Annotated in this window: 20 protein-coding genes; 8 read left to right on the top strand and 12 right to left on the bottom strand. The window is 71.6% G+C overall.

Going from position 1 to position 24,791, the window contains the following annotated elements:
* Positions 1 to 11: 11 nt before the first annotated feature.
* The 9 genes from murG to rsmH form a co-directional block, all read right to left on the bottom strand.
* A complete protein-coding gene (gene murG / locus ACIRVH_RS19995; protein WP_403954885.1) occupies positions 12 to 1,100 on the bottom strand; it encodes an undecaprenyldiphospho-muramoylpentapeptide beta-N-acetylglucosaminyltransferase in 1,089 nt (362 codons plus the stop codon).
* Between the two features lie 6 nt (positions 1,101 to 1,106).
* Entirely contained in the window at positions 1,107 to 2,468 is a 1,362-nt protein-coding gene (ftsW, locus tag ACIRVH_RS19990; RefSeq protein WP_403954882.1) for a putative lipid II flippase FtsW, read from the bottom strand.
* A gap of 97 nt (positions 2,469 to 2,565) precedes the next feature.
* Positions 2,566 to 4,014: a UDP-N-acetylmuramoyl-L-alanine--D-glutamate ligase gene (gene murD / locus ACIRVH_RS19985; RefSeq protein ID WP_403954879.1), complete on the bottom strand. Its 1,449-nt coding sequence runs from the start codon at positions 4,012 to 4,014 to the stop codon at positions 2,566 to 2,568.
* A complete protein-coding gene (gene mraY, locus ACIRVH_RS19980; RefSeq protein WP_403954877.1) occupies positions 3,996 to 5,069 on the bottom strand; it encodes a phospho-N-acetylmuramoyl-pentapeptide-transferase in 1,074 nt (357 codons plus the stop codon). Before mraY ends, murD begins: the two co-directional genes overlap by 19 nt.
* The gene (murF, locus tag ACIRVH_RS19975) at positions 5,066 to 6,472 is read right to left on the bottom strand and encodes a UDP-N-acetylmuramoyl-tripeptide--D-alanyl-D-alanine ligase (protein ID WP_403954874.1); all 1,407 of its coding nucleotides are present in this window, start codon (positions 6,470 to 6,472) and stop codon (positions 5,066 to 5,068) included. Before murF ends, mraY begins: the two co-directional genes overlap by 4 nt.
* 4 nt (positions 6,473 to 6,476) lie before the next feature.
* Positions 6,477 to 8,132, bottom strand: coding sequence for a UDP-N-acetylmuramoyl-L-alanyl-D-glutamate--2,6-diaminopimelate ligase (locus ACIRVH_RS19970; RefSeq protein WP_403954871.1), 1,656 nt, complete (start codon positions 8,130 to 8,132; stop codon positions 6,477 to 6,479).
* A 44-nt stretch (positions 8,133 to 8,176) separates the two neighbouring features.
* A complete protein-coding gene (locus ACIRVH_RS19965) occupies positions 8,177 to 10,141 on the bottom strand; it encodes a penicillin-binding transpeptidase domain-containing protein (RefSeq protein WP_403954868.1) in 1,965 nt (654 codons plus the stop codon).
* A gap of 5 nt (positions 10,142 to 10,146) precedes the next feature.
* On the bottom strand, positions 10,147 to 10,740 hold the full coding sequence (locus ACIRVH_RS19960) for a septum formation initiator family protein (protein ID WP_403954865.1): 594 nt from the start codon (positions 10,738 to 10,740) through the stop codon (positions 10,147 to 10,149).
* A gap of 63 nt (positions 10,741 to 10,803) precedes the next feature.
* Positions 10,804 to 11,760, bottom strand: coding sequence for a 16S rRNA (cytosine(1402)-N(4))-methyltransferase RsmH (rsmH, locus tag ACIRVH_RS19955; protein WP_145875236.1), 957 nt, complete (start codon positions 11,758 to 11,760; stop codon positions 10,804 to 10,806).
* A gap of 355 nt (positions 11,761 to 12,115) precedes the next feature.
* On the opposite strand from rsmH, the gene ACIRVH_RS19950 reads away from it, so the two are divergent.
* From ACIRVH_RS19950 to ACIRVH_RS19935, 4 genes are all read left to right on the top strand, one after another.
* On the top strand, positions 12,116 to 12,724 hold the full coding sequence (locus tag ACIRVH_RS19950; protein WP_403954861.1) for a beta-class carbonic anhydrase: 609 nt from the start codon (positions 12,116 to 12,118) through the stop codon (positions 12,722 to 12,724).
* 266 nt (positions 12,725 to 12,990) lie between these two features.
* Positions 12,991 to 14,031, top strand: coding sequence for an AAA family ATPase (locus ACIRVH_RS19945; RefSeq protein ID WP_386574287.1), 1,041 nt, complete (start codon positions 12,991 to 12,993; stop codon positions 14,029 to 14,031).
* Positions 14,031 to 15,389: a DUF58 domain-containing protein gene (locus tag ACIRVH_RS19940; protein WP_403954859.1), complete on the top strand. Its 1,359-nt coding sequence runs from the start codon at positions 14,031 to 14,033 to the stop codon at positions 15,387 to 15,389. Before ACIRVH_RS19945 ends, ACIRVH_RS19940 begins: the two co-directional genes overlap by 1 nt.
* Positions 15,389 to 17,776, top strand: coding sequence for a DUF3488 and DUF4129 domain-containing transglutaminase family protein (locus tag ACIRVH_RS19935; RefSeq protein WP_403954856.1), 2,388 nt, complete (start codon positions 15,389 to 15,391; stop codon positions 17,774 to 17,776). Before ACIRVH_RS19940 ends, ACIRVH_RS19935 begins: the two co-directional genes overlap by 1 nt.
* Before the next feature lie 102 nt (positions 17,777 to 17,878).
* Here ACIRVH_RS19935 and ACIRVH_RS19930 read toward each other — a convergent pair whose 3' ends face one another.
* From ACIRVH_RS19930 to ACIRVH_RS19920, 3 genes are all read right to left on the bottom strand, one after another.
* A complete protein-coding gene (locus ACIRVH_RS19930) occupies positions 17,879 to 18,265 on the bottom strand; it encodes a DUF3040 domain-containing protein (RefSeq protein WP_386574290.1) in 387 nt (128 codons plus the stop codon).
* Positions 18,266 to 18,542: 277 nt separating this feature from the next.
* Positions 18,543 to 19,373, bottom strand: a complete 831-nt coding sequence (locus ACIRVH_RS19925; RefSeq protein WP_403954853.1) for a methyltransferase — start codon at positions 19,371 to 19,373, stop codon at positions 18,543 to 18,545.
* Positions 19,374 to 19,497: 124 nt separating this feature from the next.
* On the bottom strand, positions 19,498 to 20,061 hold the full coding sequence (locus tag ACIRVH_RS19920; protein WP_403954850.1) for an SAV_6107 family HEPN domain-containing protein: 564 nt from the start codon (positions 20,059 to 20,061) through the stop codon (positions 19,498 to 19,500).
* Between the two features lie 167 nt (positions 20,062 to 20,228).
* On the opposite strand from ACIRVH_RS19920, the gene ACIRVH_RS19915 reads away from it, so the two are divergent.
* The 4 genes from ACIRVH_RS19915 to ACIRVH_RS19900 all read left to right on the top strand — a co-directional run bounded on the left by ACIRVH_RS19915 (position 20,229) and on the right by ACIRVH_RS19900 (position 24,761).
* Positions 20,229 to 21,050: an ATP-binding cassette domain-containing protein gene (locus tag ACIRVH_RS19915; RefSeq protein WP_403954847.1), complete on the top strand. Its 822-nt coding sequence runs from the start codon at positions 20,229 to 20,231 to the stop codon at positions 21,048 to 21,050.
* Complete coding sequence (locus ACIRVH_RS19910; RefSeq protein ID WP_403954844.1) at positions 21,022 to 23,106, top strand: YhgE/Pip family protein; 2,085 nt, start codon at positions 21,022 to 21,024, stop codon at positions 23,104 to 23,106. The genes ACIRVH_RS19915 and ACIRVH_RS19910 overlap by 29 nt, the downstream gene beginning before the upstream one ends.
* 47 nt (positions 23,107 to 23,153) lie before the next feature.
* Positions 23,154 to 23,783 carry a TetR/AcrR family transcriptional regulator gene (locus ACIRVH_RS19905; RefSeq protein WP_403954841.1) on the top strand — a complete coding sequence of 210 codons (630 nt, stop codon included), beginning with the start codon at positions 23,154 to 23,156 and terminating at the stop codon, positions 23,781 to 23,783.
* Positions 23,784 to 24,146: 363 nt separating this feature from the next.
* The gene (locus ACIRVH_RS19900) at positions 24,147 to 24,761 is read left to right on the top strand and encodes a DUF4126 domain-containing protein (RefSeq protein ID WP_403954838.1); all 615 of its coding nucleotides are present in this window, start codon (positions 24,147 to 24,149) and stop codon (positions 24,759 to 24,761) included.
* The last annotated feature ends 30 nt before the right edge of the window (positions 24,762 to 24,791 follow it).

Here is a 24,791-nt window from a genome sequence, read left to right as displayed (position 1 = left end):
GTCATACAGTCCTATCGGCGCGAGGCGATCGCCTCGTACACCATGCCGACGAGCAGCTCGTCGGCGTCCCGGCGACCGAACTCGCCTGCCGCGCGTGACATCTCGTACAGCCGGTGCGGGTCGGCGAGCACGGGCAGGACGTTCTGCTGCACCCACTCGGGGGTCAGCTCCGCGTCGTCGACGAGGAGTCCGCCGCCGGCCTTCACCACCGGCTGGGCGTTCAGTCGCTGTTCGCCGTTACCGATGGGCAGCGGGACGTAGGCGGCCGGGAGCCCGACGGCAGAGAGTTCGGCGACGGTCATCGCGCCCGCGCGGCAGAGCATCAGGTCGGCCGCGGCGTACGCGAGGTCCATCCGGTCCAGGTAACTTACCGGGATGTAGGGGGGCATTCCCGGCATCTGCTGCACCTGCGGCAGTTCGTTCTTCGGACCGACCGCGTGCAGGATCTGGATGCCGGCCTGCTGCAGCCAGGGAGCGACCTGCTGGACGACCTCGTTGAGGCGCCGGGCGCCCTGGGAACCGCCCGAGACGAGCAGCGTGGGGAGGTTCGGGTCGAGGCCGAACCGGGCGCGCGCCTCAGGGCGGGCGGCGGCGCGGTCCAGGGTCGCGATCGAGCGGCGCAGCGGGATGCCGATGTACCGGGCGTCGCGCAGCTTGCTGTCCGGGGTGGAAACGGCGACCCGGGCCGCGTACCGCGAGCCGATCTTGTTGGCCAGGCCGGGCCGCGCGTTGGCCTCGTGGATCACGATGGGCACACCGAGGCGCTTGGCGGCCAGGTAGGCGGGCAGGGCGACATAGCCGCCGAAGCCGACCACGCAGTCGGCCTTGGTGCGCTCCAGGATCTGCTCGGCGGCCTTGATCGTGCCGCGCAGCCGGCCCGGGACGGTGATCAGCTCGGGCGTGGGCTTGCGGGGCAGCGGCACGGCAGGGATCAGCGCCAGCTCGTAGCCGCGCTCCGGGACGAGTCGGGTCTCAAGTCCGCGTTCCGTGCCCAGGGCCGTGATCCCCACAGTCGGATCCTGCCTGCGCAGGGCATCCGCGAGGGCGAGCGCGGGCTCGATGTGGCCGGCGGTCCCCCCACCAGCGAGTACGACATGCACCGAAATTCACCGCTCTCCGGACGAACGCGCCACCGAGGCACGCCGTCGCATCGTGTTCCATCTCCGAGGCCCCCGATCCATCCTGGCGCCTCCAGTCCGCTTTCTACCAAAGCGAGGTTGCCGCATTGCAAGCGCCGCCCGCGCAGCGGGCTCGTCGCGTGCGAAGGCGATCAGCAGCCCGATGGCGAACATGGTCGGCAGCAGGGCGGACCCTCCGTAGGAGAACAGCGGGAGGGGGACGCCGGCGATCGGCAGCAGACCGAGCACCGCACCGATGTTGATCACCGCCTGGGCGGTGATCCAGGTGGTCACGCCTCCCGCGGCGTACCTCACGAAGGGGTCCTCCGTGCATCCGGCCACGCGGATACCCGCATAGCCTAGAGCCGCGAACAGGGCGAGCACCGACAGCGTTCCCGCCAGGCCCAGTTCCTCACCGGTGACGGCGAAGATGAAGTCGGTGTGTGCTTCAGGTAGTTGGCCCCATTTTTCCACACTCGCGCCGAGACCGGATCCGAAGAGTCCGCCGGAGGCGAGGGCGTAGATCCCGTGCACTGCCTGCCAGCAGTCGGCGACCCCGGACTTCGGCTCGGTGGCGCCGATGCAGGCGAGCCGGGCCATCCGGTTGGGGCTGGTCTTGATCAGGACCACACCGATCAGACCGGCGATCGAGAGGACGCCGGCGAACAGCCGGGTCGGCGCCCCCGCGAGCCACAGCAGGCCGAACAGGATCGCTGTGAGAATGATCGCGGTGCCCATGTCGCCGCCGAGCATGATCAGCCCCAGCAGCAGGAAGGCGACCGGCACCAGGGGCACCAGCATGTGCTTCCACTGGGTCAGTAGCTTCCTCTCCTGCTTGCGGGCGATCAGGTCCGCGCCCCACAGCACCAGGGCGAGCTTGCCGAACTCGCTGGGCTGGATCTGGAAGGAGCCGCCGAGGGAGATCCAGTTCTGGTTGCCGTTGACCGCCATCCCTATCCCCGGCACCTGCACCAGGACCATCAGGAAGACGGCACCGGCGAGGATCGGGTAGGCGAGTGCGCGGTGCAGCTTCACCGGCATACGGGAGGCGGCGAACAGCAGCGCACTGCCGATGAGCGCGGCGAGGAACTGCTTGCGGAAGAAGTACGACCCCGGCAGCGACAGCTGCAGCGCGGTGATCTGGGACGCCGAGTAGACCATCACCAGGCCCAGCACGGTGATCAGCAGGCTGCCGCCGAGGATCAGGTAGTAGGCGGTCAGCGGGCGGTCCCAGGCCTTGCGCGCGCGCATGTAGAGCCGCAGGAGGGGGTTCTCGCCCGACGGCCGGGGTGCCGCGGGCCTTCTGGCGGCGCGCTGAACCGGAGGACGGCCTGTACGGCTACTGGACATCACCAGCTCCTCGCACCCGCCGACCAAACCCGAGCCACATCCGCCTCACGCGTCCCTCCAAGGGTCCCGAAGCACCCCAGGTGGCCGAGACCCGCCGTCAGGCGCCTGCGCCGAGTTCGCGGACCGCCTCCGCGAACCGGTCACCGCGCTGGTTGTAGTTGGTGAACATGTCCATGGAGGCACAGGCCGGCGCCAGCAGCACCGTGTCGCCGGGCTGCGCGAGCCGCTTCGCCTCCGTCACCGCCTGGAGCATCGCCCCAGTGTCGGTCCGTTCGAGGTCGACGACGGGTACTTCCGGGGCGTGTCGCGCGAGGGCCTCGCGGATCAGGGCACGATCGGCACCGATCAGGACGGCACCGCGAAGTCGCTTTGCCGACTTGGCGACCAGCTCGTCGAAGGTCGCACCCTTCGCCAGACCGCCCGCAATCCATACGATCGACTCATATGCCGCCAACGAGGCTTCCGCGGCATGGGTGTTGGTCGCCTTGGAGTCGTCCACGTACGCCACCTGGTCGATGTCGGCGACGTGCGCGATGCGGTGGGCGTCCGGCCGGAAGGCCCTCAGGCCGTCGCGTACGGCCTTGGCGGGCACCCCGAAGGCGCGCGCGAGGCCCGCGGCGGCAAGGGCGTTGGCGATGTTGTGCGGGGCCGGCGGGTTGACGTCGGAGACCTCGGCCAGCTCCTGCGCGTTCTTGTGGCGGTTCTCCACGAAGGCGCGGTCGATCAGGATGCCGTCCACGACACCGAGTTGGGAGGGGCCCGGGGTGCCGAGCGTGAAACCGATGGCGCGGCAGCCCTCCTCCACGTCCGCCTCGCGCACCAGGTCCTCGGTGAGCTTGTCGGCCACGTTGTAGACGCAGGCGACCCGATTGCCTTCGTAGATGCGGCCCTTGTCGGCGGCGTAGGCCTCCATGGAGCCGTGCCAGTCGAGGTGGTCCGGGGCGAGGTTCAGGACGACCGCGGAGTGGGCGCGCAGCGAGGGCGCCCAGTGGAGCTGGTAGCTGGACAGCTCGACGGCCAGGACGTCGTACCGCTCCTCGCCGAGGACCGCGTCCAGCAGGGAGACGCCGATGTTGCCGACGGCGGCCGTGCGCAGGCCCGCGGCCTCCAGGATCGACGCCAGCATCTGGACGGTGGTGGTCTTGCCGTTCGTGCCGGTCACGGCCAGCCAGGGGGCCGCTTCGGGGCCCCGCAGGCGCCAGGCCAGCTCCACGTCGCCCCAGACGGGCACGCCCGCCTGCTCGGCCGCGAGGAACAGCGGCTTGTCCGGCTTCCAGCCGGGCGCGGTGACGATCAGCTCGGTGCCCTCCGGCAGGGTGGCCCCGTCGCCGAGGCGCACGGTGATGCCGAGCGCCTCCAGCTCCGCGGCCTGCTCACGCGCGCGTGCGTCGTCGCCGTCGTTGACGACGGTGACGATCGCCCCGCGCGCGTGCAGCACTTTCGCCGCCGGGACGCCGGAGACGCCGAGCCCGGCGACGGTGACGTGCTTGCCCTGGAAGTCAGAAGGCTCAGAAGGCACCGAGGAGGTCACTTTTCCGCTGCCCATCCCGCGTAGAAGAGGCCAAGTCCGACAATCACACAGATTCCCTGGATGATCCAGAAGCGGACCACGACCAGGACTTCGGACCAGCCCTTGAGTTCGAAGTGGTGCTGGAGTGGCGCCATCCGGAAGACGCGCTTGCCGGTGAGCCGGAAGGAGCCGACCTGGATGACGACCGACATGGTGATGAGGACGAACAGGCCACCCATGATGGCCACCAGCAGCTCCGTGCGGGAGAGGATGGCCAGGCCCGTCAGGACACCACCGAGGGCGAGCGAACCGGTGTCGCCCATGAAGATCTTCGCCGGCGAGGTGTTCCACCACAGGAAGCCCAGGCAGGCTCCCATCAGGGCGGAGGCGACCACGGCGAGGTCCAGCGGGTCGCGCACCTCGTAGCAGGCGGCCGGGTTGGTCAGGGTGCCCGCGTTGGCGCAGGACTCCTGGAACTGCCAGACACCGATGAACGTGTACGCGCCGAAGACGAGGACGGAGGCGCCGGTGGCGAGGCCGTCCAGACCGTCGGTGAGGTTCACGCCGTTCGACATCGCCAGGATCATGAACAGCGCCCAGACGACGAACAGCACCGGGCCGATGGACCAGCCGAAGTCCGTGATGAACGACAGCTTGGTGGAGGCCGGGGTGTTGCCCCGGGCATCGGCGAACATCAGCGACAGCACCGCGAAGCCGATGCCGACGATCAGCTGGCCGGCCATCTTGGCCTTGGCCCGCAGACCCAGCGAGCGCCGCTTGACGATCTTGATGTAGTCGTCCAGGAAGCCGACCAGACCCATGCCGAACATCAGGCCGAGCACCAGCAGGCCGGAGTAGGTGGGCGGGTAGCCGGTGATGAGCTTGCTCAGGAAGTACGCGGCGATCGTCGCCAGGATGAAGGCGATACCACCCATGGTGGGCGTACCGCGCTTGCTGGCGTGCTCGCGCGGGCCGTCGTCACGGATGTACTGGCCGTACCCCTTGCGGGCCAGCAGCTTGATCAGCAGCGGTGTCCCGATCAGGGTCAGGAAGAGGCCGATGACTCCCGAGAACAGGATCTGCTTCATCATCGGGCGGCAACCTCACCCTCGGCACCGGTCTCGACGAGCGCCTGGGCGACGCTTTCGAGCCCCACCGAACGGGACGCCTTCACGAGTACGACGTCCCCTGGGCGCAACTCGCTGCGCAACAGGTCGACCGCCGCCTGTGCGTCGGACACGTGCACCGACTCCTCACCCCACGAACCCTCGTTATATGCGCCCAGTTGCAGCCAGGAGGCCTCAATCCCCCCGACCGCGACGAGCTTGCTGACGTTGAGCCGGACGGCGAGCCGTCCGACGGCGTCGTGCTCGGCGAGCGCCTCGTCCCCCAGCTCGGCCATCTTGCCGAGCACCGCCCACGTGCGGCGCCCCTTGCCCATGGCCGCGAGCGCCCTGAGGGCGGCCCGCATGGACTCGGGGTTGGCGTTGTAGGCGTCGTTGACGATGGTCACGCCGTCCGGGCGCTCGGTGACCTCCATCCGCCAGCGGGAGAGGGAGCCCGCCTCGGAGAGCGCGGTGGCGATCTCTTCCGCGGACAGGCCCAGCTCATGGGCGACGGCGGCCGCGGCGAGCGCGTTCGACACGTGGTGCTCACCGTACAGGCGCATGGTCACATCGCTTGCACCGGAGGGTGTGTGAAGCCTGAAGGCGGGCTGTCCGCTGTCCGTGAGTCGCACGTTCTCGGCACGTACGTCCGCTTCGGCCGACTCTCCGAAAAGGACCACCTTCGCCTTGGTACGGGAGGCCATGGCACGTACCAACGGGTCGTCGGCGTTGAGGATCGCGGCTCCGTCCTCGGGCAGCGCCTCCACCAACTCGCCCTTGGCCTGCGCGATCTGCTCACGGCCGCCGAACTCGCCGATGTGGGCGGTGCCGACGTTGAGCACCAGGCCGATCCTCGGCGGGGTGAGGTCGGTGAGGTAGCGGATGTGGCCGATGCCGCGTGCGCCCATCTCCAGGACGAGGAACCTGGTGTCCTCGGTGGCGGACAGGGCGGTCAGCGGCAGCCCGATCTCGTTGTTGAGCGAGCCGGGCGTGAACACGGTCGGCGCCTTGCTCTGGAGCACCTGGGCGATGAGGTCCTTGGTGCTGGTCTTGCCGGCCGAGCCGGTCAGGGCGACGAGGGTCGCGCCGAGCCGTTGTACGACGTGGCGGGCGAGGGCGCCGAGGGCGGTCTGGACGTCGTCCACGACGATCGCGGGCACGCCGACGGGACGCGACGCCAGGACGGCGACCGCGCCCGCCTCCACGACGGCCTGCGCGAAGTCGTGGCCGTCCACGCGCTCGCCGACGAACGCGGCGAACAGGGTGCCGGGCACCACTTCACGGGAGTCCCGGACGACCGGTCCGGTGACCTGGACGGACGGATCCGGTATGTCGTGCGTCTGCCCGCCGACGACTGCTGCGATCTCGGCGAGGGAGAGGGCGATCACAAGTTCATCCCTGGGTCTTCTGGATAGCTTCGCGAAGCACCTGGCGGTCGTCGAAGGGACGGACCACACCGGCGATGTCCTGGCCCTGCTCGTGGCCCTTGCCCGCGACCAGCACGGTGTCGCCCGGCTGCGCGCGGCCCACGGCGGCCTCGATCGCGGCGGCCCGGTCCTCGAACAGGAGCACCTCGCCGCGCTCGTGCGCGGGCACGGAGGCCGCGCCCTGGAGCATGGTCGCGAGGATCGCGAGCGGGTCCTCGGAGCGGGGGTTGTCGGAGGTCAGCACGGCCGTGTCGGAGAGCCGGGCCGCGGCGGCGCCCATCGGGGCGCGCTTGGTCTGGTCGCGGTCGCCGCCGCAGCCGAGGACGACGTGCAGCCGGCCCTTGGTGACCTTGCGCAGCGCCTTGAGCACCGACTCGACGGCGTCGGTCTTGTGCGCGTAGTCGACGACCGCGAGGTAGGGCTGTCCGGCGTCCACCCGCTCCAGGCGGCCGGGGACGCCCGGTACGGCGGCGACGCCGTCGGCCGCGACCTGCGGGTCGAGGCCGGCCACGGCGAGGGCGACGACGGCGGCGAGGGTGTTCGCCACGTTGAAGGGGCCCGGCAGCGGCGACTTGGCGTGGACGCGCTCGCCCTGGGGGCCCACGACGGTGAACGTCGAGTCCATCGGGCCGACCTGGACGTCCTCGGCGCGCCAGTCGGCGTCGGGGTGGCCCTCGGCGGAGAAGGTGACGACCGGGACGGTCGCCTCCTTCGCGAGCCGGCGGCCGTACTCGTCGTCCGCGTTGATCACACCGAGTTTGCTGCGTTTCGGCGTGAACAGCTGCGCTTTGGCCCGGAAGTAGTCCTCCATGTCGGAGTGGAACTCCATGTGTTCCGGGCTGAGGTTGTTGAACACGGCGATGTCGAAGACGCAGCCGTCGACCCGGCCGAGGACCAGGGCGTGGCTGGAGACCTCCATGGCGACCGCCTCGACGCCACGTTCGCGCATGACGGCGAACAGGGCCTGAAGGTCGGTGGCTTCCGGGGTGGTGCGCTCGGACTTGATGCGCTCCTCGCCGATGCGCATCTCGACGGTGCCGATGAGTCCGGTGTCGCGGGTGGTCTTCAGACCGCCCTCGACCAGGTAGGCGGTGGTGGTCTTGCCGGAGGTGCCGGTGATGCCGATCTGGAGCAGGTCACGGCCGGGGTGGCCGTAGATCGTCGCCGCCAGTTCGCCCATCCGCCCGCGCGGGTCGTCCACGACCAGGACCGGCAGTCCGGTCGCCGCGGCGCGCTCGGCGCCCGTCGGGTCGGTCAGCACGGCGACCGCGCCGAGGCCGGCGGCCTGGGTCACGAAGTCGGCGCCGTGCAGGCGGGCGCCCGGAAGGGCGGCGTACACGTCGCCGGGGCGGACGGCGCGCGAGTCGTGGGTGATCCCCGTGACCTCGGCGGCGCTGTCCGGAGCGGCGGCACCCAGCTGATCGGCCAGTTCCGCGAGGGGTGTGGCGGAGGCCTGAACCGGTCGCGGCGGTCCCGGATATGTCACGGAAGCGCCCTTCTGGGTGGTTTGGGACTGATCAGCGTGTGGCACGGCGGTGAGCGTACCGGGCGCACCCGCTCCGGAGCGAAGTGAGGGCTCTGTCGCGCCTTGGTTCCCGGAATCGGGGGTGATCGTTCTCACGGGCTCGTTCCTGGTGGTGTTCCGGTGGTGCGGGGTGGGGCTGATCAGGGCTTGTAGGAGACGGGCAGGTTCGCCGGCTTCGCCCCGGTCGGCGGGACCTGGAGGGTCTTCAGGGCGAACTCCATCACCTGCTTGTAGATGGGTCCGCAGATCTGGCCGCCGAAGTAGTTGCCGGACGTGGCGTTCTGGATCGCGCAGTAGACGGTGATCCGCGGGTTGTCCGCGGGTGCGAATCCGGCGAACGACGAGGTGTAGCCGCGGTAGCGGCCGGTGGCCGGATCGACACGGTTGGCAGTACCCGTCTTGCCCGCGACCCGGTAGCCGGGAATGCGGGCCTTGGCGCCGGTGCCCTGCTCGTCGTCCACGACGGACTCCAGCATCTGGGCGAGCGTCCTGGCCGTCTTCTCGCTGACCACGCGCGATTTCTTGGGCTGCGCGGCGGGGGTGAAGCGACCGTCGGCGCCCTCGGTGCCGCGCACCAGGGTCGGCTCGACGCGGACACCTCCGTTGGCGATCGTCGAGTACACGGAGGCGGCCTGCATGGCACTCAGCGAGAAGCCCTGGCCGAAAGGAATCGTGTACTGCTGCGACGTCGACCACTTGCCGGCAGGCGCGAGGATGCCCCGGGTCTCGCCGGGGAAGCCGAGCCCGGTGGCGCCGCCGATGCCGAACTTGCGCAGGTACGAGTAGAGGACCTTGTTGGCCTCCGGCTGGGTCTTGCCGAGCTGGCCGGTGGCGAGGATGGTGCCGATGTTGCTGGACCTGGCGAGCACGCCGTTGAGCGTGAGGTACCAGGTGGTGTGGTCCATGTCGTCCTGGAAGAGGCGGTCGCCGCGGTGCAGCCGGTTCGGTACGACGACATGGGTGAGCGGGGTGGCCGCGTTCTGCTCCAGCACCGCCGCCATCGACATCACCTTGGCGGTGGAGCCGGGCTCGTAGGCGTCCTGGACGGCCGCGTTGCCCATGGCCGCCCCGTCGGCCTTCGACAGGTCGTTCGGGTCGAAGCCGGGCGAGTTGGCCATGGCCAGGATCTCGCCGGTGCGGGTGTCCTGGACGATGACGTAGCCGCGGTCCGCCTTGGACTTCTTGACCTGCTCGGTGATGGCGTTCTGGGCGGCCCACTGGATGTCGCGGTCGATGGTGAGCTCGACGTCGGCGCCGGGCACGGCGGGCGTCTCCGTCGAGCCCGCGGTGGGCACCTCGCGGCCGCCGGACTGGGCGTAGCGGATCTGGCCGGCCTTGCCGGACAGCTGCTTGTTCAGCTCCTGCTCGATGCCGCCGCCGCCCCGGCCCTCGGCGTTGACCCAGCCCAGTATCCCGGCGGCGAGCTCGCGGTTGGGGTACACCCGCTGGCTGCTGGGGTCGGCGAAGACACCGGCGAGCACGTTGGCCGCGTTGTTGTCGGTCTTGGCCTTCTGGGCGAGCGCGCTCCTCAGGTCCTTGATCTGCTTCCAGACCTGCGGGGTCTGCCGGGTGGCGAGCCGGGTGTAGCGCGACAGCTTGTTCGCGGGCCTGAGCTTCTTGACGATCGTGGCCTGGTCCTGGCCGAGGATCGGCGCGAGCAGTGCGGCGGCCTGTTCGGGCCCGTCGTCGATCTTGAGCTGCTTGACGGTGAACATCGTCGGGTCGGCCGTGATGTCGTACGCGTCCTCGCTGATGGCGAGGGCCACGCCGTTGCGGTCGGTGATCTGGCCGCGCTCGGCGGCCAGGGTGTGCACGACGTACCGGTTCAGTTCGGCCTTGGCGGCGTACGCGCCGGCGTCGACGGCCTGGACCTGGAGCAGCCGTACGACGAAGGCGAGCAGCACCAGGGTGAGCGCGAGGCCGACCATGCGCAGCCGAGGGCGGGGGCTGCCGAGCCGGAGGGCGGGCGGGGGCATGGGCCGGGCCCCGCTCGGCCGGCGGGCCGGACGGGCACCGGGCCCGGGCTGCCGTCGTACGGCGCCCCGCGGCCGGGGCGGCTTCGCGGGGCCGGGCACGCGGCGGCGTGGCGCTTCCCTGTCGGACACTTCCGTCACCTGCCGGGGGTCGGGGTGGGCGCGGACTGGAGGGTGGCGGGCGGCGGCACCGCCCCGTTCGGTGCGGCCGCCGGGGCCGGAGCCGAGGGGGCGGGGGTCGCGGGCGGCCGTGTCGGCGCGACCGAGGGGAACGACGGGGTCGCGGCGGTGGAGGGCGACGCGGAGACGCCGGGGACCGTGCGGAGGACCTCCGGGGGGACCGGCTGCGTGAAGGAGGCGGGCTCGGGGCTGGCCGCGTTCGGTACGCCCTTGACTTTGCCGTCGGAGCCGAGGAAGGCCGGGTCGCCGCCGGGGACCATGCCGAGTTCACGGGCCCGGCGCTGGAGGGCGTCGGGGGACGAGTAGGCGTCGATGTCCCGCTGCAGGGCCTGTTCCTCGTCGGTGAGGCCCTTCGTCTGCTTCTGCAGGTCGTCGAGTTTGAACGAGCCTTCGCTGAGGGCGGAGTTCAGCACCAGCAGCCCGATCAGGCCGCCGCCCAGCAGCAGGACGACGAGGAGGACGAACGGGGTGCGGGCCGCGCGGGCGCGGCCGGCCGGGAAGAGCCGGGCGAGCCGGGCGGCCCTCCCCTTCAGTTCGGGTTTCCTACTCACTGGGCCTCCGGTGGCTCCGGCGCGCCGACGGGTGAGTTCGGAAACCCAACCGACCCGATTCGCTCACTCGGCGTCCTCCCTGATGCGCTCGGCACCCCGCAGCCGGGCCGGGGCGGCCCTGCGGTTCTCGGCGACCTCTTCCTCGGTGGGAAGTTCGGCACCGCGCGTGAGCAGCTTGAGTCGCGGTTGGTAGCGCTCGGGCACGACCGGCAGCCCGGGCGGCGCGGTGGACGCGGCGCCGGCCGCGAACACCTGCTTCACCAGCCGGTCCTCGAGCGAGTGGTACGACAGCACGGCAATGCGTCCGCCGACGCCGAGGGCCTTCACCGCGCCCGGGATCGCCCGCTCCAGGACGGACAGTTCGCCGTTGACCTCGATGCGCAGCGCCTGGAAGGTGCGCTTGGCCGGATTGCCTCCGGTGCGCTTGGCGGCCTGCGGCAGCGCGTCCCGGATCAGCTCGACGAGCCGCGCGCTGTTGCTGAACGGCTCCTTCTCGCGTTCGCGGACGATCGCGGAGACGATCCGCTTGGCCTGCTTCTCCTCGCCGTACGCGCGCAGGATCCGCACCAGCTCGCCCGCCGGATAGGTGTTGAGGACCTCGGCGGCGCTGATGCCGGTCGTCTGGTCCATGCGCATGTCGAGGGGGGCGTCCTGGGCGTAGGCGAAGCCGCGGTCGGCCTCGTCCAGCTGCATGGAGGAGACGCCGAGGTCGAACAGGACGCCCTGCACGCGCGGGATGCGCAGCCGGTCCAGCACGTCGGGCAGCTCGTCGTAGACGGCGTGCACCAGGGTGGCCCGGTCACCGAAGGGCGCGAGCCGCTCGCCGGACAGCCGCAGCGCCTCCTTGTCCCGGTCGAGGGCGACGAGCCGCACCTCGGGGAACTGTGTCAGCAGGGCCTCGCTGTGGCCGCCGAGGCCGAGGGTGCAGTCGACGACCACCGCTCCCGGCCGCTCCAGGGCGGGCGCCAGCAGATCCAGGCACCGCTGGAGCATCACCGGGACGTGTCGACTCTGGCTCAAGGGGGCCTCTCAGTTCCGACGGGCCGTACGCACCGCCGGGTCCCCGCCCGCTCCGTGAAGGGGAGGCCTGCCGGCGCCGGAAGCGTCAGCCGACCGGGAGCGGGAGGAGGCCGAGCCGTACGTACGCGCCGCGCACGTGGGGAGACGGTCCGGGTGTGGGCCGGGGTCTCCGGGGATTTCACCAGCAGGGAGAGCCGCCCCTCCCGCTTCGCGTCACTTTAGTCCACCGTGTCTCGCGGTCAATCAACCGGCCTGCGCGTCGCGTACCGCACCTCGGGCGGAGTGGCAATTCGAAAAGATTCACCCGTCCGGCCCACGTTTGCCCTCCGTGTGGGTTAGCTCACAACAAGCCACGATGACGTTCTTTGTCCGCTCTCACAGCAGGCTGGGACCGGGGGTGACCAGTAACGTCATGAGTATGACGACTTCCGCAGCAGTTCCCACTGGATCCGAAGGCGCCATAACGAGCGGCACCGTGACGGACCGCCTCGTGGAGGCCAACGAGCACTACGCCGAGGCCTTCACCGACCCCGGCATGGACGCCCGTCCGGTCCTGCACGTCGCCGTGGTTGCCTGTATGGACGCCCGGCTCGACCTGCACGCCGCGCTCGGCCTGCAGCTCGGCGACTGCCACACGATCCGCAACGCGGGCGGCGTGGTCACCGACGACGTGATCCGCTCCCTGACCATCAGCCAGCGCAAGCTCGGCACGCGCAGCATCGTCCTGATCCACCACACCGGCTGCGGTCTGGAGTCCCTCACCGAGGACTTCCGTACCGAGCTGGAGATGGAGGTCGGTCAGCGCCCGGCGTGGGCGGTGGAGTCCTTCCGGGACGTCGACCAGGACGTGCGCCAGTCGATGCAGCGGGTGCGGACCTCGCCGTTCCTGCTGCACGCCGACGACGTGCGCGGCTTCGTCTTCGACGTGCGCACCGGGCTGCTGCGCGAGGTCGACCCGGCCTGACCAAGGCCGCCGGCCCACCCCGAACACCCCCGCGCCGCGAAAGCTTTCCGCCGCACGGCATCGAAAACGGTGGTCGAAAAGGCCGTAAGACCGACATCGTGCGGGCAGTTGTCCACAGGCGAGTGACACGAATCGGTAACGGCAGCAAGAATGCGGGGTGTGGGCGTCGCGTGGAACCTTTTCCGCGCGGTGTCCGTGTTTTCGGGGTGGGCCGGTTTCGCATCGCAGAGCGTCGGCCCGAGTAAGAACGGGCCGAGGAGGGCCGGGTGACGACCTATGACGATCGAGCGAGCCTCACTGATCTGACCGCCACTGTGGAGCGTGTCCGCAGTTCGGTGGAGGGTGTGATCGAGGGCAAGCCCGAGGTCGTACGGCTTTCGCTGACCGTACTGCTCGCCGAGGGACATCTGTTGATCGAGGATGTCCCCGGAGTGGGCAAGACCATGCTCGCCAAGGCACTGGCGCGGTCCATCGACTGCTCGGTGCGGCGTATCCAGTTCACGCCCGACCTGCTGCCCTCGGACATCACCGGTGTGTCCATCTGGGACCAGCAGCGCCGGGACTTCGAGTTCAAGCCGGGCGCCATCTTCGCGCAGATCGTGATCGGCGACGAGATCAACCGCGCCTCGCCCAAGACCCAGTCCGCGCTGCTGGAGTCCATGGAGGAGCGCCAGGTCACCATCGACGGGCAGAGCTACGAACTGCCCAGCCCCTTCATGGTGGTGGCCACGCAGAACCCGGTGGAGATGGAGGGCACCTATCCGCTGCCCGAGGCGCAGCGCGACCGCTTCATGGCCCGGGTCTCCGTCGGCTACCCGAGCGTCGAGGCCGAGCTGCAGATGCTGGACGTGCACGGCGGGGTCTCCCCGCTGGAGGACCTCCAGCCGGTGGCACACGCGCACGAGATCGTGAAGCTGATCGAGGCGGTGCGCGGGGTGCACGTCTCCGAGGCGGTGCGGCGGTACGCGGTGGAGCTGGTCGCGGCCACCCGCACGCACCCCGATCTCAGACTGGGCGCCTCCCCGCGCGCGACGCTGCATCTGCTGCGCGCTGCGAAGGCGTCCGCCGCCCTCAGCGGCCGGGAGTACGCGCTGCCGGACGACGTCCAGGCGCTCGCCGTCGCCGTCCTCGCCCACCGGCTGCTGCCCACCGCTCAGGCCCAGCTCAACCGCCGTACCGCCGAGCAGGTGGTGCTGGAGATCCTGCAGCACACCCCGGTGCCCGCTGCGCCGCAGCAGCAGAGCGGCTTCGGCGGTCTCGGCCGGGGCGTCCCGGCCTATCCGCAGCAGCCTCCGCGGAGTCTGTGATGAGCGCCGGGGGGACGGGGCAGGCGGAGCCCGACCGCGGGGAGGCGGGCGGGGTCCGTACGGCCCTGGCGGGGCTCACCACCCGGGGACGTTCCTTCCTGGCCGCCGGGATCGCCGCCGCGATCTGCGCGTATGTGCTGGGCCAGATGGATCTGCTGCGGGTCGGCCTGCTGCTTGCCGTGCTGCCCCTGCTCTGCGCGACCGTGCTCTACCGCACGCGCTACCGGGTGGCCGGCAGCCGCCGGCTCTCCCCCGCGCGCGTGCCCGCGGGCAGCGAGGCCCGGGTGCACCTGCGGGTGGACAACGTCTCCCGGCTGTCCACGGGCCTGCTGATGCTCCAGGACCGGGTGCCCTACGTGCTCGGACCCCGGCCGCGCTTCGTGCTGGACCGGGTGGAGCCGGGCGGCCGCCGCGAGGTGTCCTACCGGGTCCGCTCGGACCTGCGCGGCCGCTATCCGCTGGGTCCGCTGCAGCTGCGGCTGACCGACCCGTTCGGGATGTGCGAACTCACCCGCGCCTTCTCGACGTACGACACGCTGACCGTCATACCGCGCGTGGAGCCGCTGGCGCCGGTCCGGTTCAGCGGTGAGGCCAAGGGGTACGGCGACGGGCGGCAGCGCTCGCTGGCCCTCGCGGGCGAGGACGACGTGATCCCGCGCGAGTACCGCTACGGCGACGACCTGCGCCGGGTGCACTGGCGCTCCACCGCGCGCTACGGCGAGCTGATGGTGCGCCGCGAGGAGCAGCCGCGCCGCTCACGCTGCACGGTCCTGCTGGACACCCGGGGCATCGGCTACGAGGGCGCGGGCCCCGACTCGGCCTTCGAGTGGGCCGTCTCGGGCACCGCGTCGGTCCTGGTGCACATGCTCGAACGGGGCTTCACGGTGCGCCTGCTGGCGGAGAACGGCAGCTCGGTGCCCGGCGAGGGCGCCGACGGGTTCGCGGGCGCCGGCCAGGACTCCGCAGACGCGGCCGGGCTGATGATGGACACCCTCGCGGTGATCGACCACTCCGACGGCACGGGCCTGTCCCGGGCGTACGACATGCTGCGCGGTGGGAACGAGGGGCTGCTGGTCGCCTTCCTGGGCGACCTCGACGAGGAGCAGGCCGCGGTGGTCGCGAAGATGCGCCAACGCAGCGGCGGTGCGATCGCGTTCGTGCTGGACCCGGACACCTGGGTGCGGGAGACCACGGACGTGCCGGGCCCGGGCGACCGGCAGTCCGAGCGGCTGCGCATGCTGCGCGAGGCGGGCTGGACGGCGCTGAGCGTGCCGCGCGGCGCCTCGCTGAACGATCTGTGGCGGCAGGCGGACCGGGAATGCTCGGGCCTGACCGCGGTGAGCGGGGAGGCACTGTGATGAGCGGGCGGGCACGACTTGCCCTCTGTGCCGCCGCGGCGACGCTGATGGCCGCGTGCGCACTGCTGCCCCTGGTCGACCAGCCCACATGGCTGTTCCAGACGGTGCTGATGGTCGCCGTGCAGACCGGAGTGGGCGCGGCGGCCCGGCGGGTGCCGCTGGCGCGGCCGCTGACCGTCGCGGCGCAGGTCCTGGTCACGCTGATGCTGCTGACCCTGATCTTCGCCCGGCAGCAGGCGCTCGGCGGGCTGGTCCCGGGTCCGGAGGCCTTCCGGCACTTCGGCGACCTGCTCCAGCAGGGCTCCGACGACGTCAGCCGGTACGCGATACCGGCACCGCTGACCGACGGCATCAAGCTGATGCTGATCGGCGGTGTCCTGGTGATCGGCCTGCTGGTGGACACCCTCGCGGTGACCTTCCGCAGCGCGGCCCCGGCCGGACTGCCGCTGCTCGCGCTGTACTCGGTGGCCGCGGGACTGTCCGGCGGCGGCACCGACTGGCTGTGGTTCCTGGTCGCGGCGGCCGGCTATCTGATGCTGCTGCTCGCCGAGGGCCGGGAGCGGCTGGCCCAGTGGGGCCGGGTCTTCGGCGCCGCGGCCCGCGCCCCGGGCGACCCGGAGGCCGGCGCGGTGGCCCCGGTGCGCACCGGACGCCGGATCGGCGCCGTCGCCCTCGGTGTCGCCCTGGCGGTGCCGCTGGCCCTGCCCGCGATGCAGGGCGGCCTGCTGGACGGCACCGGAGCGGGCGTCGGCCCGGGCAACGGAAACGGCGGCACGATCTCCGCGGTCAACCCCTTGGTGTCGCTGCGCGACAGCCTGAACGTGGAGAACGACCGCCAGGTGCTGTCCCTGAAGACCAGTGCCGGTGACCTCTCGGACATGTACCTGCGGATCGTCTCGCTGGACGACTTCGACGGCACCACCTGGAAGCCGTCCCAGCGGCACATCGTCGGCGTGCCCGAAGTCTTCCCCACGCCCGTCGGCCTGGGCGCGGACGTCAAGCGCACGACCGTGAAGACGACGATCACGGCGGCGGACTGGTACGCGCAGGACTGGCTGCCGATGCCGTACCCGCCGAGCGGCGTGCGGGTCAGCGGCAACTGGCGGTACGAGCCCGTCGGCATGACGCTCGTCGGTGACCACGGGCAGAACACGCGCAGCGAGACCTACCAGGTGAACAGCCTGGACGTGCAGCCGACCGCCGAGCAGCTGTCCGCAGCCTCGCAGCCGCCGGCGGCGCTGAGGCGCGAGTACACCAAGGTGCCGTCCAGGCTGCCGAAGGTGGTGGCCAGGACCGCCAAGGAGATCACCGCGGGCTCGGCGAGCCACTACGAGGAGGCGGTCAAGCTCCAGGACTACTTCTCGGTGTCCGGCGGCTTCCAGTACGACACCCAGGTGGAGGTCGGCCGCGGCCCCGACGCGATCGCGACCTTCCTGAAGAAGAAGCAGGGCTTCTGCGTCCACTTCTCCTTCACGATGGCGGCGATGGCCCGCACGCTCGGCATCCCCGCCCGGGTCGCGGTGGGCTTCGCGCCCGGCACCCCGCAGGCGGACGGCACGGTCTCGGTGAGCCTGAAGGACGCGCACGCCTGGCCCGAGCTGTACTTCGAGGGCGTGGGCTGGACCCGCTTCGAGCCGACCCCGACCCGGGGCACCGTGCCGTCGTACACCCTGTCGAAGACGCCCGGCACCTCCGAGCCGGACGAGGCCCTGCCGTCCCACGGGGCGTCGACGGCGCCTTCGGTGTCGGCCTCGCCGACCGAGGACTGCACGGCCCAGTTGCGCAAGCTCGAGGCGTGCGGCAGCCCGTCCGCTGCGGTGGCACCGGTCAGCGGTGGCGGCGGTTCGTGGCGTTGGCTGTGGTACGTGCTGATCGGGCTCGGCGGCCTGGTGGTGCTGGCGATCCCGCTGGCGCCCATGCTGTGGCGGGCGAGGGTGCGGTTCGTACGGCTCGGCGCACACGCGCGGACCGAGGAGGGTGCGGCGGCACACACGCTGGCGGCCTGGCAGGAGCTGGTCGACAGCGCCTGGGACGTGGGCATCCTGCCGGACGAGTCGCAGACCCCGCGCAAGGCCGCGGCCCGCATCGTGCGGCTGGGAGATCTCGACCCGTCGGCCGGGGCCGCCGTGCACCGGGTGGCGGACGCACTGGAGCAGGTGCTGTACGCACCCCGGCCGCGCCCGGTGGCGGGCCTGGCCTCGGACGTGCGCCGGGTGATCGCCGGCCTGCACGGCGGCGTGAGCGGGCGGACGCGGCTGCGGGCACGGTTCGCGCCGCGGTCGGCGGTGCGGGTGCTGTGGGCGGTGTCGGCCCGGTGGGCGACGCTCAGGGCGCGTGCGGTGGCGGCCCGGCCGACGCTGCGCAGGCCTTCGGGGCAGCAGGGCTGAGACCGGAGAACGCGTGAGGGGTGACCACCGGCTGGTGGTCACCCCTCACGGATGTCTGTTCTGGTGTGCGCGACCCTGTGGCGGGCGCGAGCCGGCGAGCGGCTAGTGGCCCTGCTGCTCGTCCCGGCGGCGCTGCCAGCGCTGCTCGATCCGGTCCATCATGGAACGCTTCTGCCGTACCTGACGGCGCGGAGCGGCCGCCGGCTGCTCACCCGGCTTGGGTGCCTTCCGCCAGCCTGTGACGGCGAGCACGGCACAGCCCAGCATGACGAGGAAACCCACCACACTGACCCAGATCTGCTGTGCGACCATTCCGGCCATGAGGAGCGCGATACCCACGAGGAAGCCTGCAACCGCCTGGTAGACCCGCCGCCGGGTGTACGTCCGCAGCCCACTTCCCTCAAGCGCCGACGCGAACTTGGGATCTTCGGCGTACAGCGCTCGCTCCATCTGCTCGAGCATGCGCTGCTCGTGCTCCGAGAGCGGCACGGAGTCCTCCTCATCGTGCAGTCGCCGGGGCGACCCGGGGGGTCCCTTCAGGATAGGCAGGGAATCGCCCCCGTGAAACCCGCCCCTCTACGCCAATAGGCCAACCGGAATCCGCCATGGCCGTCCCGGCTCGCTGAGGCTTCCATTCCCCGGCGGCCGAGCCGTCATGCCGGACGGTATACCTCGATCATACGGCGCAAACCGCTCGATCGGGGGGCTTGTGGCGTACTCCATCTGCTGCCAAGTACCTGATCAGCGCCGGGTGCCGGAAGGCCGCTCAGGCCTCAGCGGCCCCCCGCGTCTCACCGAGCACATGGAGCTGGGTGGCAACGGAGTGGAAGGCGGGCAACTCGGCCGCCGCGGCCTCCAGCTTGAGCAGGGCGTCGAGGGCGCCGGGCTCGGTGTCCACGAGGACGCCGGGCACCAGGTCGGCGAAGACCCGCACGCCGTGCACCGCACCGACCCTCAGGCCCGCGCCCTCGACCAGCGCGGTGAGCTGCTCCGCGGTGAAGCGGCGCGGCATCGGGTCGCCGGCGCCCCAGCGGCCCTCCGGGTTCTCCAGGGCCTGCTTGGCCTCCTTGAAGTGACCGGCGAGGGCCCGGGCGAGGACGGCACCGCCGAGACCGGCGGCCAGCACGCTGAGGACGCCGCCCTCGGGGCGCAGCGCGGCGACCGCGTTGCGCAGGCCCTCGGCGGGGTCGTCGACGTACTCCAGGACGCCGTGGCACAGCACGGAGTCGTAGCCACCGCGCTCGACCACCTCGAACAGGCCGAGGGCATCGCCCTGGACGCCCTTGACCCGGTCGGCGACACCGGCCTCGGCGGCGCGGCGCTCCAGCGCGAACAGCGCGTTCGGGCTGGGGTCGACGACGGTGACACGGTGACCGAGGCGGGCGAGGGGCACGGCGAAGTTGCCGCTGCCGCCTCCGGCGTCGAGCACGTCCAGCGAGTCCCGCCCCGTGGCCTTGATCCGGCGGTCGAGGGCGTCCTGGAGGACCTCCCAGACCACGGCGGTACGGAGAGAGGCGCGGGGTCGGGAGGAGCCGGAGCGCAGCGACGTCGTTTCAGGATGGTGGTGGGAGACGGGCGGGCGCATCGGGTCCGACACGGCAGTTGACTCCTCGGCAGGGCGGACGGCTTCAGGCGAACTCCACCCTATTGCCTCCGGCGCCGTACCTGGTCACCGCAGAGGTGCACTGCCGCGTCCGTCCCGCCCGGTGGACCGTGGCCGGTCAGCCCGCGTCCGGGAGACCGCCGTGCGGGCCCGGGCCGCCGCGCTCGTCGGTGTCCTGCCGGGGCTGGGGCAGGACGGGCTGGAGCACCAGCATCCGCTCGACGATGCGGAGGAACATCGCCACGTCGCGTATCAGGTCGTCGGCGTCCCGCTGTCCGGCCGCTCCCTGGATGCCCGCCTCGGCGCGGGCCCGGCGGGCGGCGCCGGAGGCGAAGAGCGCGCTCCACTCGGTCAGTTCGGGGGCGATCTCGGGGAGCACCTCCCAGGCGCTGCGGATGCGGGCCCGGCGACGCGGGGCGGTCTCGGGGCGGCCCCGGGCGGCGAGCACGGCGGCGGCGGTGCGCAGTGCGGCGAGGTGGGCCGTCGCATAGCGCTCGTTGGGGGTTTCCAGGACGGCGGCTTCTTCGAGGCCGGCCCGGGCCAGCGTCAGCAGGTCGAGGGCGGCGGGCGGGGCCGTGGCCCGGCGGAGCACGGGGTGCACATCGCCCGCCGGGCCGGTCAGTGAGGGGGCAGGGCCGGTGGCGCGGCGCCGGTGGGCGGCGGCTGCGGACGAGTTGGCCATGACGAACCTCCTGTCGTCTGGGTGACGGCACAGGTGCCGTATGTGCCCATCGTGAGGTATGGCACTGACAATCCGTTCTGACCTGGGCTTTTGCTTCGATCGCAGGTTCGGGCGTATTTTTGCACTGACCAGTCAGTTCAAAAGAACGCAACCAGGCAGGGGGGCTTGTGGACGGCGTGGACGTCACAGCCGAGGGCCTAGGGCTCAAGGGGCCGCGGGGGTGGGCCTTCCGGGACATCACCTTCGACGCGAAGCCCGGCTCGCTGATCGCGATCGAGGGACCGTCCGGCTCCGGCCGTACGTGCCTGCTGCTCGCGCTCACGGGACGGATGAGGGCCACCGCGGGCAAGGCCACCGTGGGCGGGTCCGGAATCCCCCGGCACCTGGCGGCCGTGCGCCGCGTCGCCGCCGTGGCCAACGTGGCCGGTGTCACCGACCTGGAACCGGCCCTGACCGTCGGGGAACACCTGCGGGAACGGGCCCTGCTGCAGCGCAGGTTCGGCGACTCGCCGCGCCTGCTGCTGCGCCGCCGGGCGGACCGGGCCCGCGAGTCGCAGCAGCGCGTCGACGCGGCCCTGGCCGCCGCCGGACTCGATCTCGACGCGCTCCCCAAGGGCCCGCGCACGGCCGTACGCGATCTGGAGCGGCTGGAGGAGCTGCGCCTGTCCATCGCGCTGGCCCTGCTCGGCGGGCCCGGGCTGCTCGGCGTGGACGACGTCGAGACGAAGCTCTCGGACGCCGAGCGCGCCGAGGTCTGGGACGTGCTGCGGTCCCTCGCGCGCGCGGGCACGACGGTCGTGGCGGTGTGCCGCACCGCCCCCGAGGGCTGCGTCGTCGTCCCCACCCTGCGCAGCGAGGACAAGAACGCCCCGCACAGCGCGGACGACAGCGACCGAAGCGCGGCGAAGAGCGACGACAACAGCGAGAAGAACGCGAAGAACGACACGAAGGAGGAGGCCGATGCGCTCGCCCAGGCTGGCCGCGCTTGAGCTGAGGCGCTTCGGACGCGGGAAGCTGCCGCGCGCCGCCCTGGTCGCGCTGCTCGTGCTGCCCCTGCTTTACGGCGCCCTGTACCTGTGGTCGTTCTGGGACCCGTACGGCCGTCTGGACCGCATCCCGGTGGCCCTGGTGAACGACGACAAGGGCGCCACGGCGGGCGGTAAGAAGATCACGGCCGGCGACGACATCGTGGCCGGGCTGCGCGACAGCAAGACCTTCGCGTGGCACGAGGTGAGCGACGCCGAGGCCCGCAGGGGCGTCGAGGACGGCACCTACTACCTGTCGCTGACGATGCCGGCCGACTTCAGCGACCGGATCGCCTCCAGCTCGGGCGACTCCCCGGAGACGGGCGCGCTCCGGGTGCGCACGAACGACGCGAACAACTACATCGTCGGCCAGATCTCCCGGACGGTCTTCAACGAGGTCCGCAGGGCCGCGTCCACCAAGGCGTCCCGGACCTTCCTGGACAAGATCTTCATCTCCTTCTCCGGCATCCACGACAAGACCGTGACGGCGGCCGAGGGCGCCGACCGGCTCAAGGGCGGTCTCGGGAAGGCGGAGAAGGGCTCCAAGGACCTCGCGGACGGCCTGAGGGACGCCAAGAGCGGCAGCGGCAAGCTCTCCAAGGGCCTGACGAAGCTCACCCAGGGTTCGAGCGACCTGGAGGACGGCTCGCAGCGGGTCGCGGACGGCACCCGGACCCTCGCCGACAACGTCAACGGCGTCTACCGCAAGGCCGGCCCGTTCCTGAAGGACAACGAGAAGACCATCGGGGACACCGCTCAACTGGTCGCCGACTCGGCCGCGGCGGTCCGCCACAACCTCGACGACCTGGTGAAGCTCGCGCCGGCAGCCGCACGGACGGCCCACGCGTCCGCGGCCGTCCTGGACGAGGTCTACCAGGCGCGCTGCGTGAGCGCGGCGATCCCCGACCCCATCTGCCCCGACCTGAAGAAGGCCAGGCAGGCGGCCGCCGACGTGGCCACGGTCGCCGACGACCTCAACACCCTGATCGCCGACCAGAACGGCGACCTGAAGACGCTGCGGACCAACCTCACGAAGCTCCAGACGCAGGCCCAGGCCCTGGCCGAGCGCGCGCCACACCTCTACGAGGACGTGAACGACGCCGTCACGAAGATCAACAAGCTGAACGACGGCGCGGCCGAGGTCGCCGCGGGCGCCAAGAAGCTCCACGCCGGACTGGGCACCGCCGGCACCGGCGCGACGAAGCTCGACCAGGGCATCGGAACGGCCGAGTCGGGCGCCCAGACCCTGAGTGGCGGCATGTACAAGCTGGTCGACGGCTCCGGAAAGCTCGCCGGCGGTCTGCACGACGGCGCGAAGAAGATCCCCGACTACGACAAGCAGGACCGCGACGAGCACACCGGCGTGATGGCCGACCCGGTCCAGCTCGCCACCCACGACCTGCACAAGGCGCCCAACTACGGCACCGGCTTCGCCCCTTACTTCATCCCGCTGTCCCTGTGGGTGGGCGCGATGGTGGCGTACATGCTGATCCCGCCGCTCAACCGGCGTGCCCTGGCGGCCGGTTCGCCGGGCTGGCGGATCGCGCTGGCCGGCTGGCTGCCGGTGGCCGCGGTGGGCGTGCTGCAGACGGTGGCCCTGATGTCCGTGCTGCACTGGGCGATCGGCCTGCAGATGACGCGGGCGGCCGGCACGGTCGGCTTCCTGTTCCTGGTGGCGGCGTGCTTCGCCGCGATCGTGCAGTGGCTCAACGCCCGCTTCGGCGCGGCCGGCCGGATCCTCGTGCTGGCCCTGCTGATGCTCCAGCTGACCTCGGCGGGCGGCACCTACCCGGTGCAGACCAGCCCGGGCTTCTTCAACGCCCTCCACCCCTTCCTGCCGATGAGCTACATCGTGGCGGCCCTGCGCCGGCTGATCACCGGCGGCGGGCTCGGCCCGGTGTGGCTGGCGTGCGGGGTGCTGACGGCGTTCACCGCGGGCGCCCTGGCCCTGACCGCGCTCGCGGCCCGGCGCCGCCAGGTGTGGACGCTGGACCGGCTGCACCCGGAGCTGAGCCTGTGATCCCCAAGACGCCCCTGCACGCGCGCGTACCTGTGACAATCAGGGCCATGGAAAGCAGCAGCGCCACGTCCGGCGGCAGCACGCGCCGCGAGGCAACCCGGCAGAAGCTCTACGAGGCGGCCGTCACACTCATCGCCGAGCAGGGCTTCTCCGCCACCACGGTGGACGAGATCGCCGAGCGGGCCGGAGTCGCGAAGGGCACGGTCTACTACAACTTCGCGAGCAAGTCGGTCCTCTTCGAGGAGCTGCTGCGGCACGGGGTGGGCCTTCTCACCGCCTCGCTGCGGGAGGCGGCCGAGCGGACCGCGGCCGAGGGCGGCAGCAAGGTGGACGCGCTGGACGCGATGGTCCGCGCGGGACTGGTCTTCATCGACCGCTACCCGGCCTTCACCCAGCTCTACGTGGCCGAGCTGTGGCGCACCAACCGCGCCTGGCAGTCCACCTTGATGGTGGTGCGGCAGGAGGCCGTCGCCGTCGTCGAGGGGGTGCTGCGCGAGGGCGTGGCGGCCGGCGAGTTCAGCGACGAGATCGACGTCCAGCTGACGGCGGCCGCGCTGGTCGGCATGGTCCTGGTGGCCGCCCTGGACTGGAAGTCCTTCCAGCCGGAGCGCTCCCTGGACGACGTGCACGCGGCCCTGTCCCGGCTGCTCCAGGGGCGCGTGAGCGGGAAGGGCTGAGCACACCCCGAGCACGAGGAAGGCGCCGGTCCGCTTGCCGGACCGGCGCCTTCCCACTCCCCCGTACTTCCCGTACTCCCCCGTACGGATTCCCCCTTCGGTCCCCCGCGGTGGTCTGCCCCGGGCCCCCGTGCCTCGCTTCCGCCGACGGATCGGCGGAAGGAGCGGCCAGGGCGCGGGCGCCGCTCCGCCGCCCCGTGTCGGCGGTGCCGGTCCGCGCCCCCTTGCCGTGTCTCCACTCTCCCGTTCACACGGGTTCGGCCCCATCCGCGCGCGTACTCATCTCGGCGCCTAGGTACGGATACTCACGCGTGTGTGCACGGGCCTACGACGCCGGCCCGCCGGCTGGCTACGATCGCCTCCGTGTCCGTACTCCCCTTGGTGTTCACCAGCGGCTGGGCCAGCGGCATCAACGCCTACGCGGTGGTGCTGCTGCTCGGCATCTTCGGCGTGACGGGGGTGAGCGACGACGTCCCGCAGGCGTTGCAGCGCCCCGAGGTGCTGATCGTGGCCGGCGTGCTGTTCCTGTGCGAGGCGGTCGCCGACAAGATCCCGTACGTCGACTCGGCGTGGGACTCCGTGCACACGGTCGTCCGGCCGCTGGCGGGCGCCTGGGTCGGGGCGCTGCTCGCCGGGCACAGCGGTTCGCTGTCGGACGTGGCGGCAGGGCTGATCGGCGGTTCGACCGCGCTGGCCAGTCACACCGTGAAGGCCGGGACGCGGATGGCGGTCAACACCTCGCCGGAGCCGTTCAGCAACTTCGTGCTGAGTCTCGCCGAGGACCTCGGGGTGGCCGGCCTCGTCACGTTCGCGATATTCCATCCGGAGGCCGCGGCGGCCGTCGCGGCGGTGCTGCTCGTCTCCGGGCTCGTGGTGCTGGTGTTCCTGGTCTCGCGGATCCGGCGCTTCCTGCGGCGCCGGGCCCAGCGGCGGGAGGAACGACGGCTGGCCCAGCAGGTGCCCGGACCGCCCGGCTGACCGCCCGCGGGCCGCGTTGTCGGTGGCGGT

It is taken from the genome of Streptomyces sp. NPDC101165 (assembly GCF_044768135.1).
In the GTDB taxonomy this organism is placed as follows: Bacteria; Actinomycetota; Actinomycetes; order Streptomycetales; family Streptomycetaceae; genus Streptomyces.
Note: the sequence above shows the minus strand (reverse complement) of the source record. Positions and strands in the feature narration are given on the sequence as shown.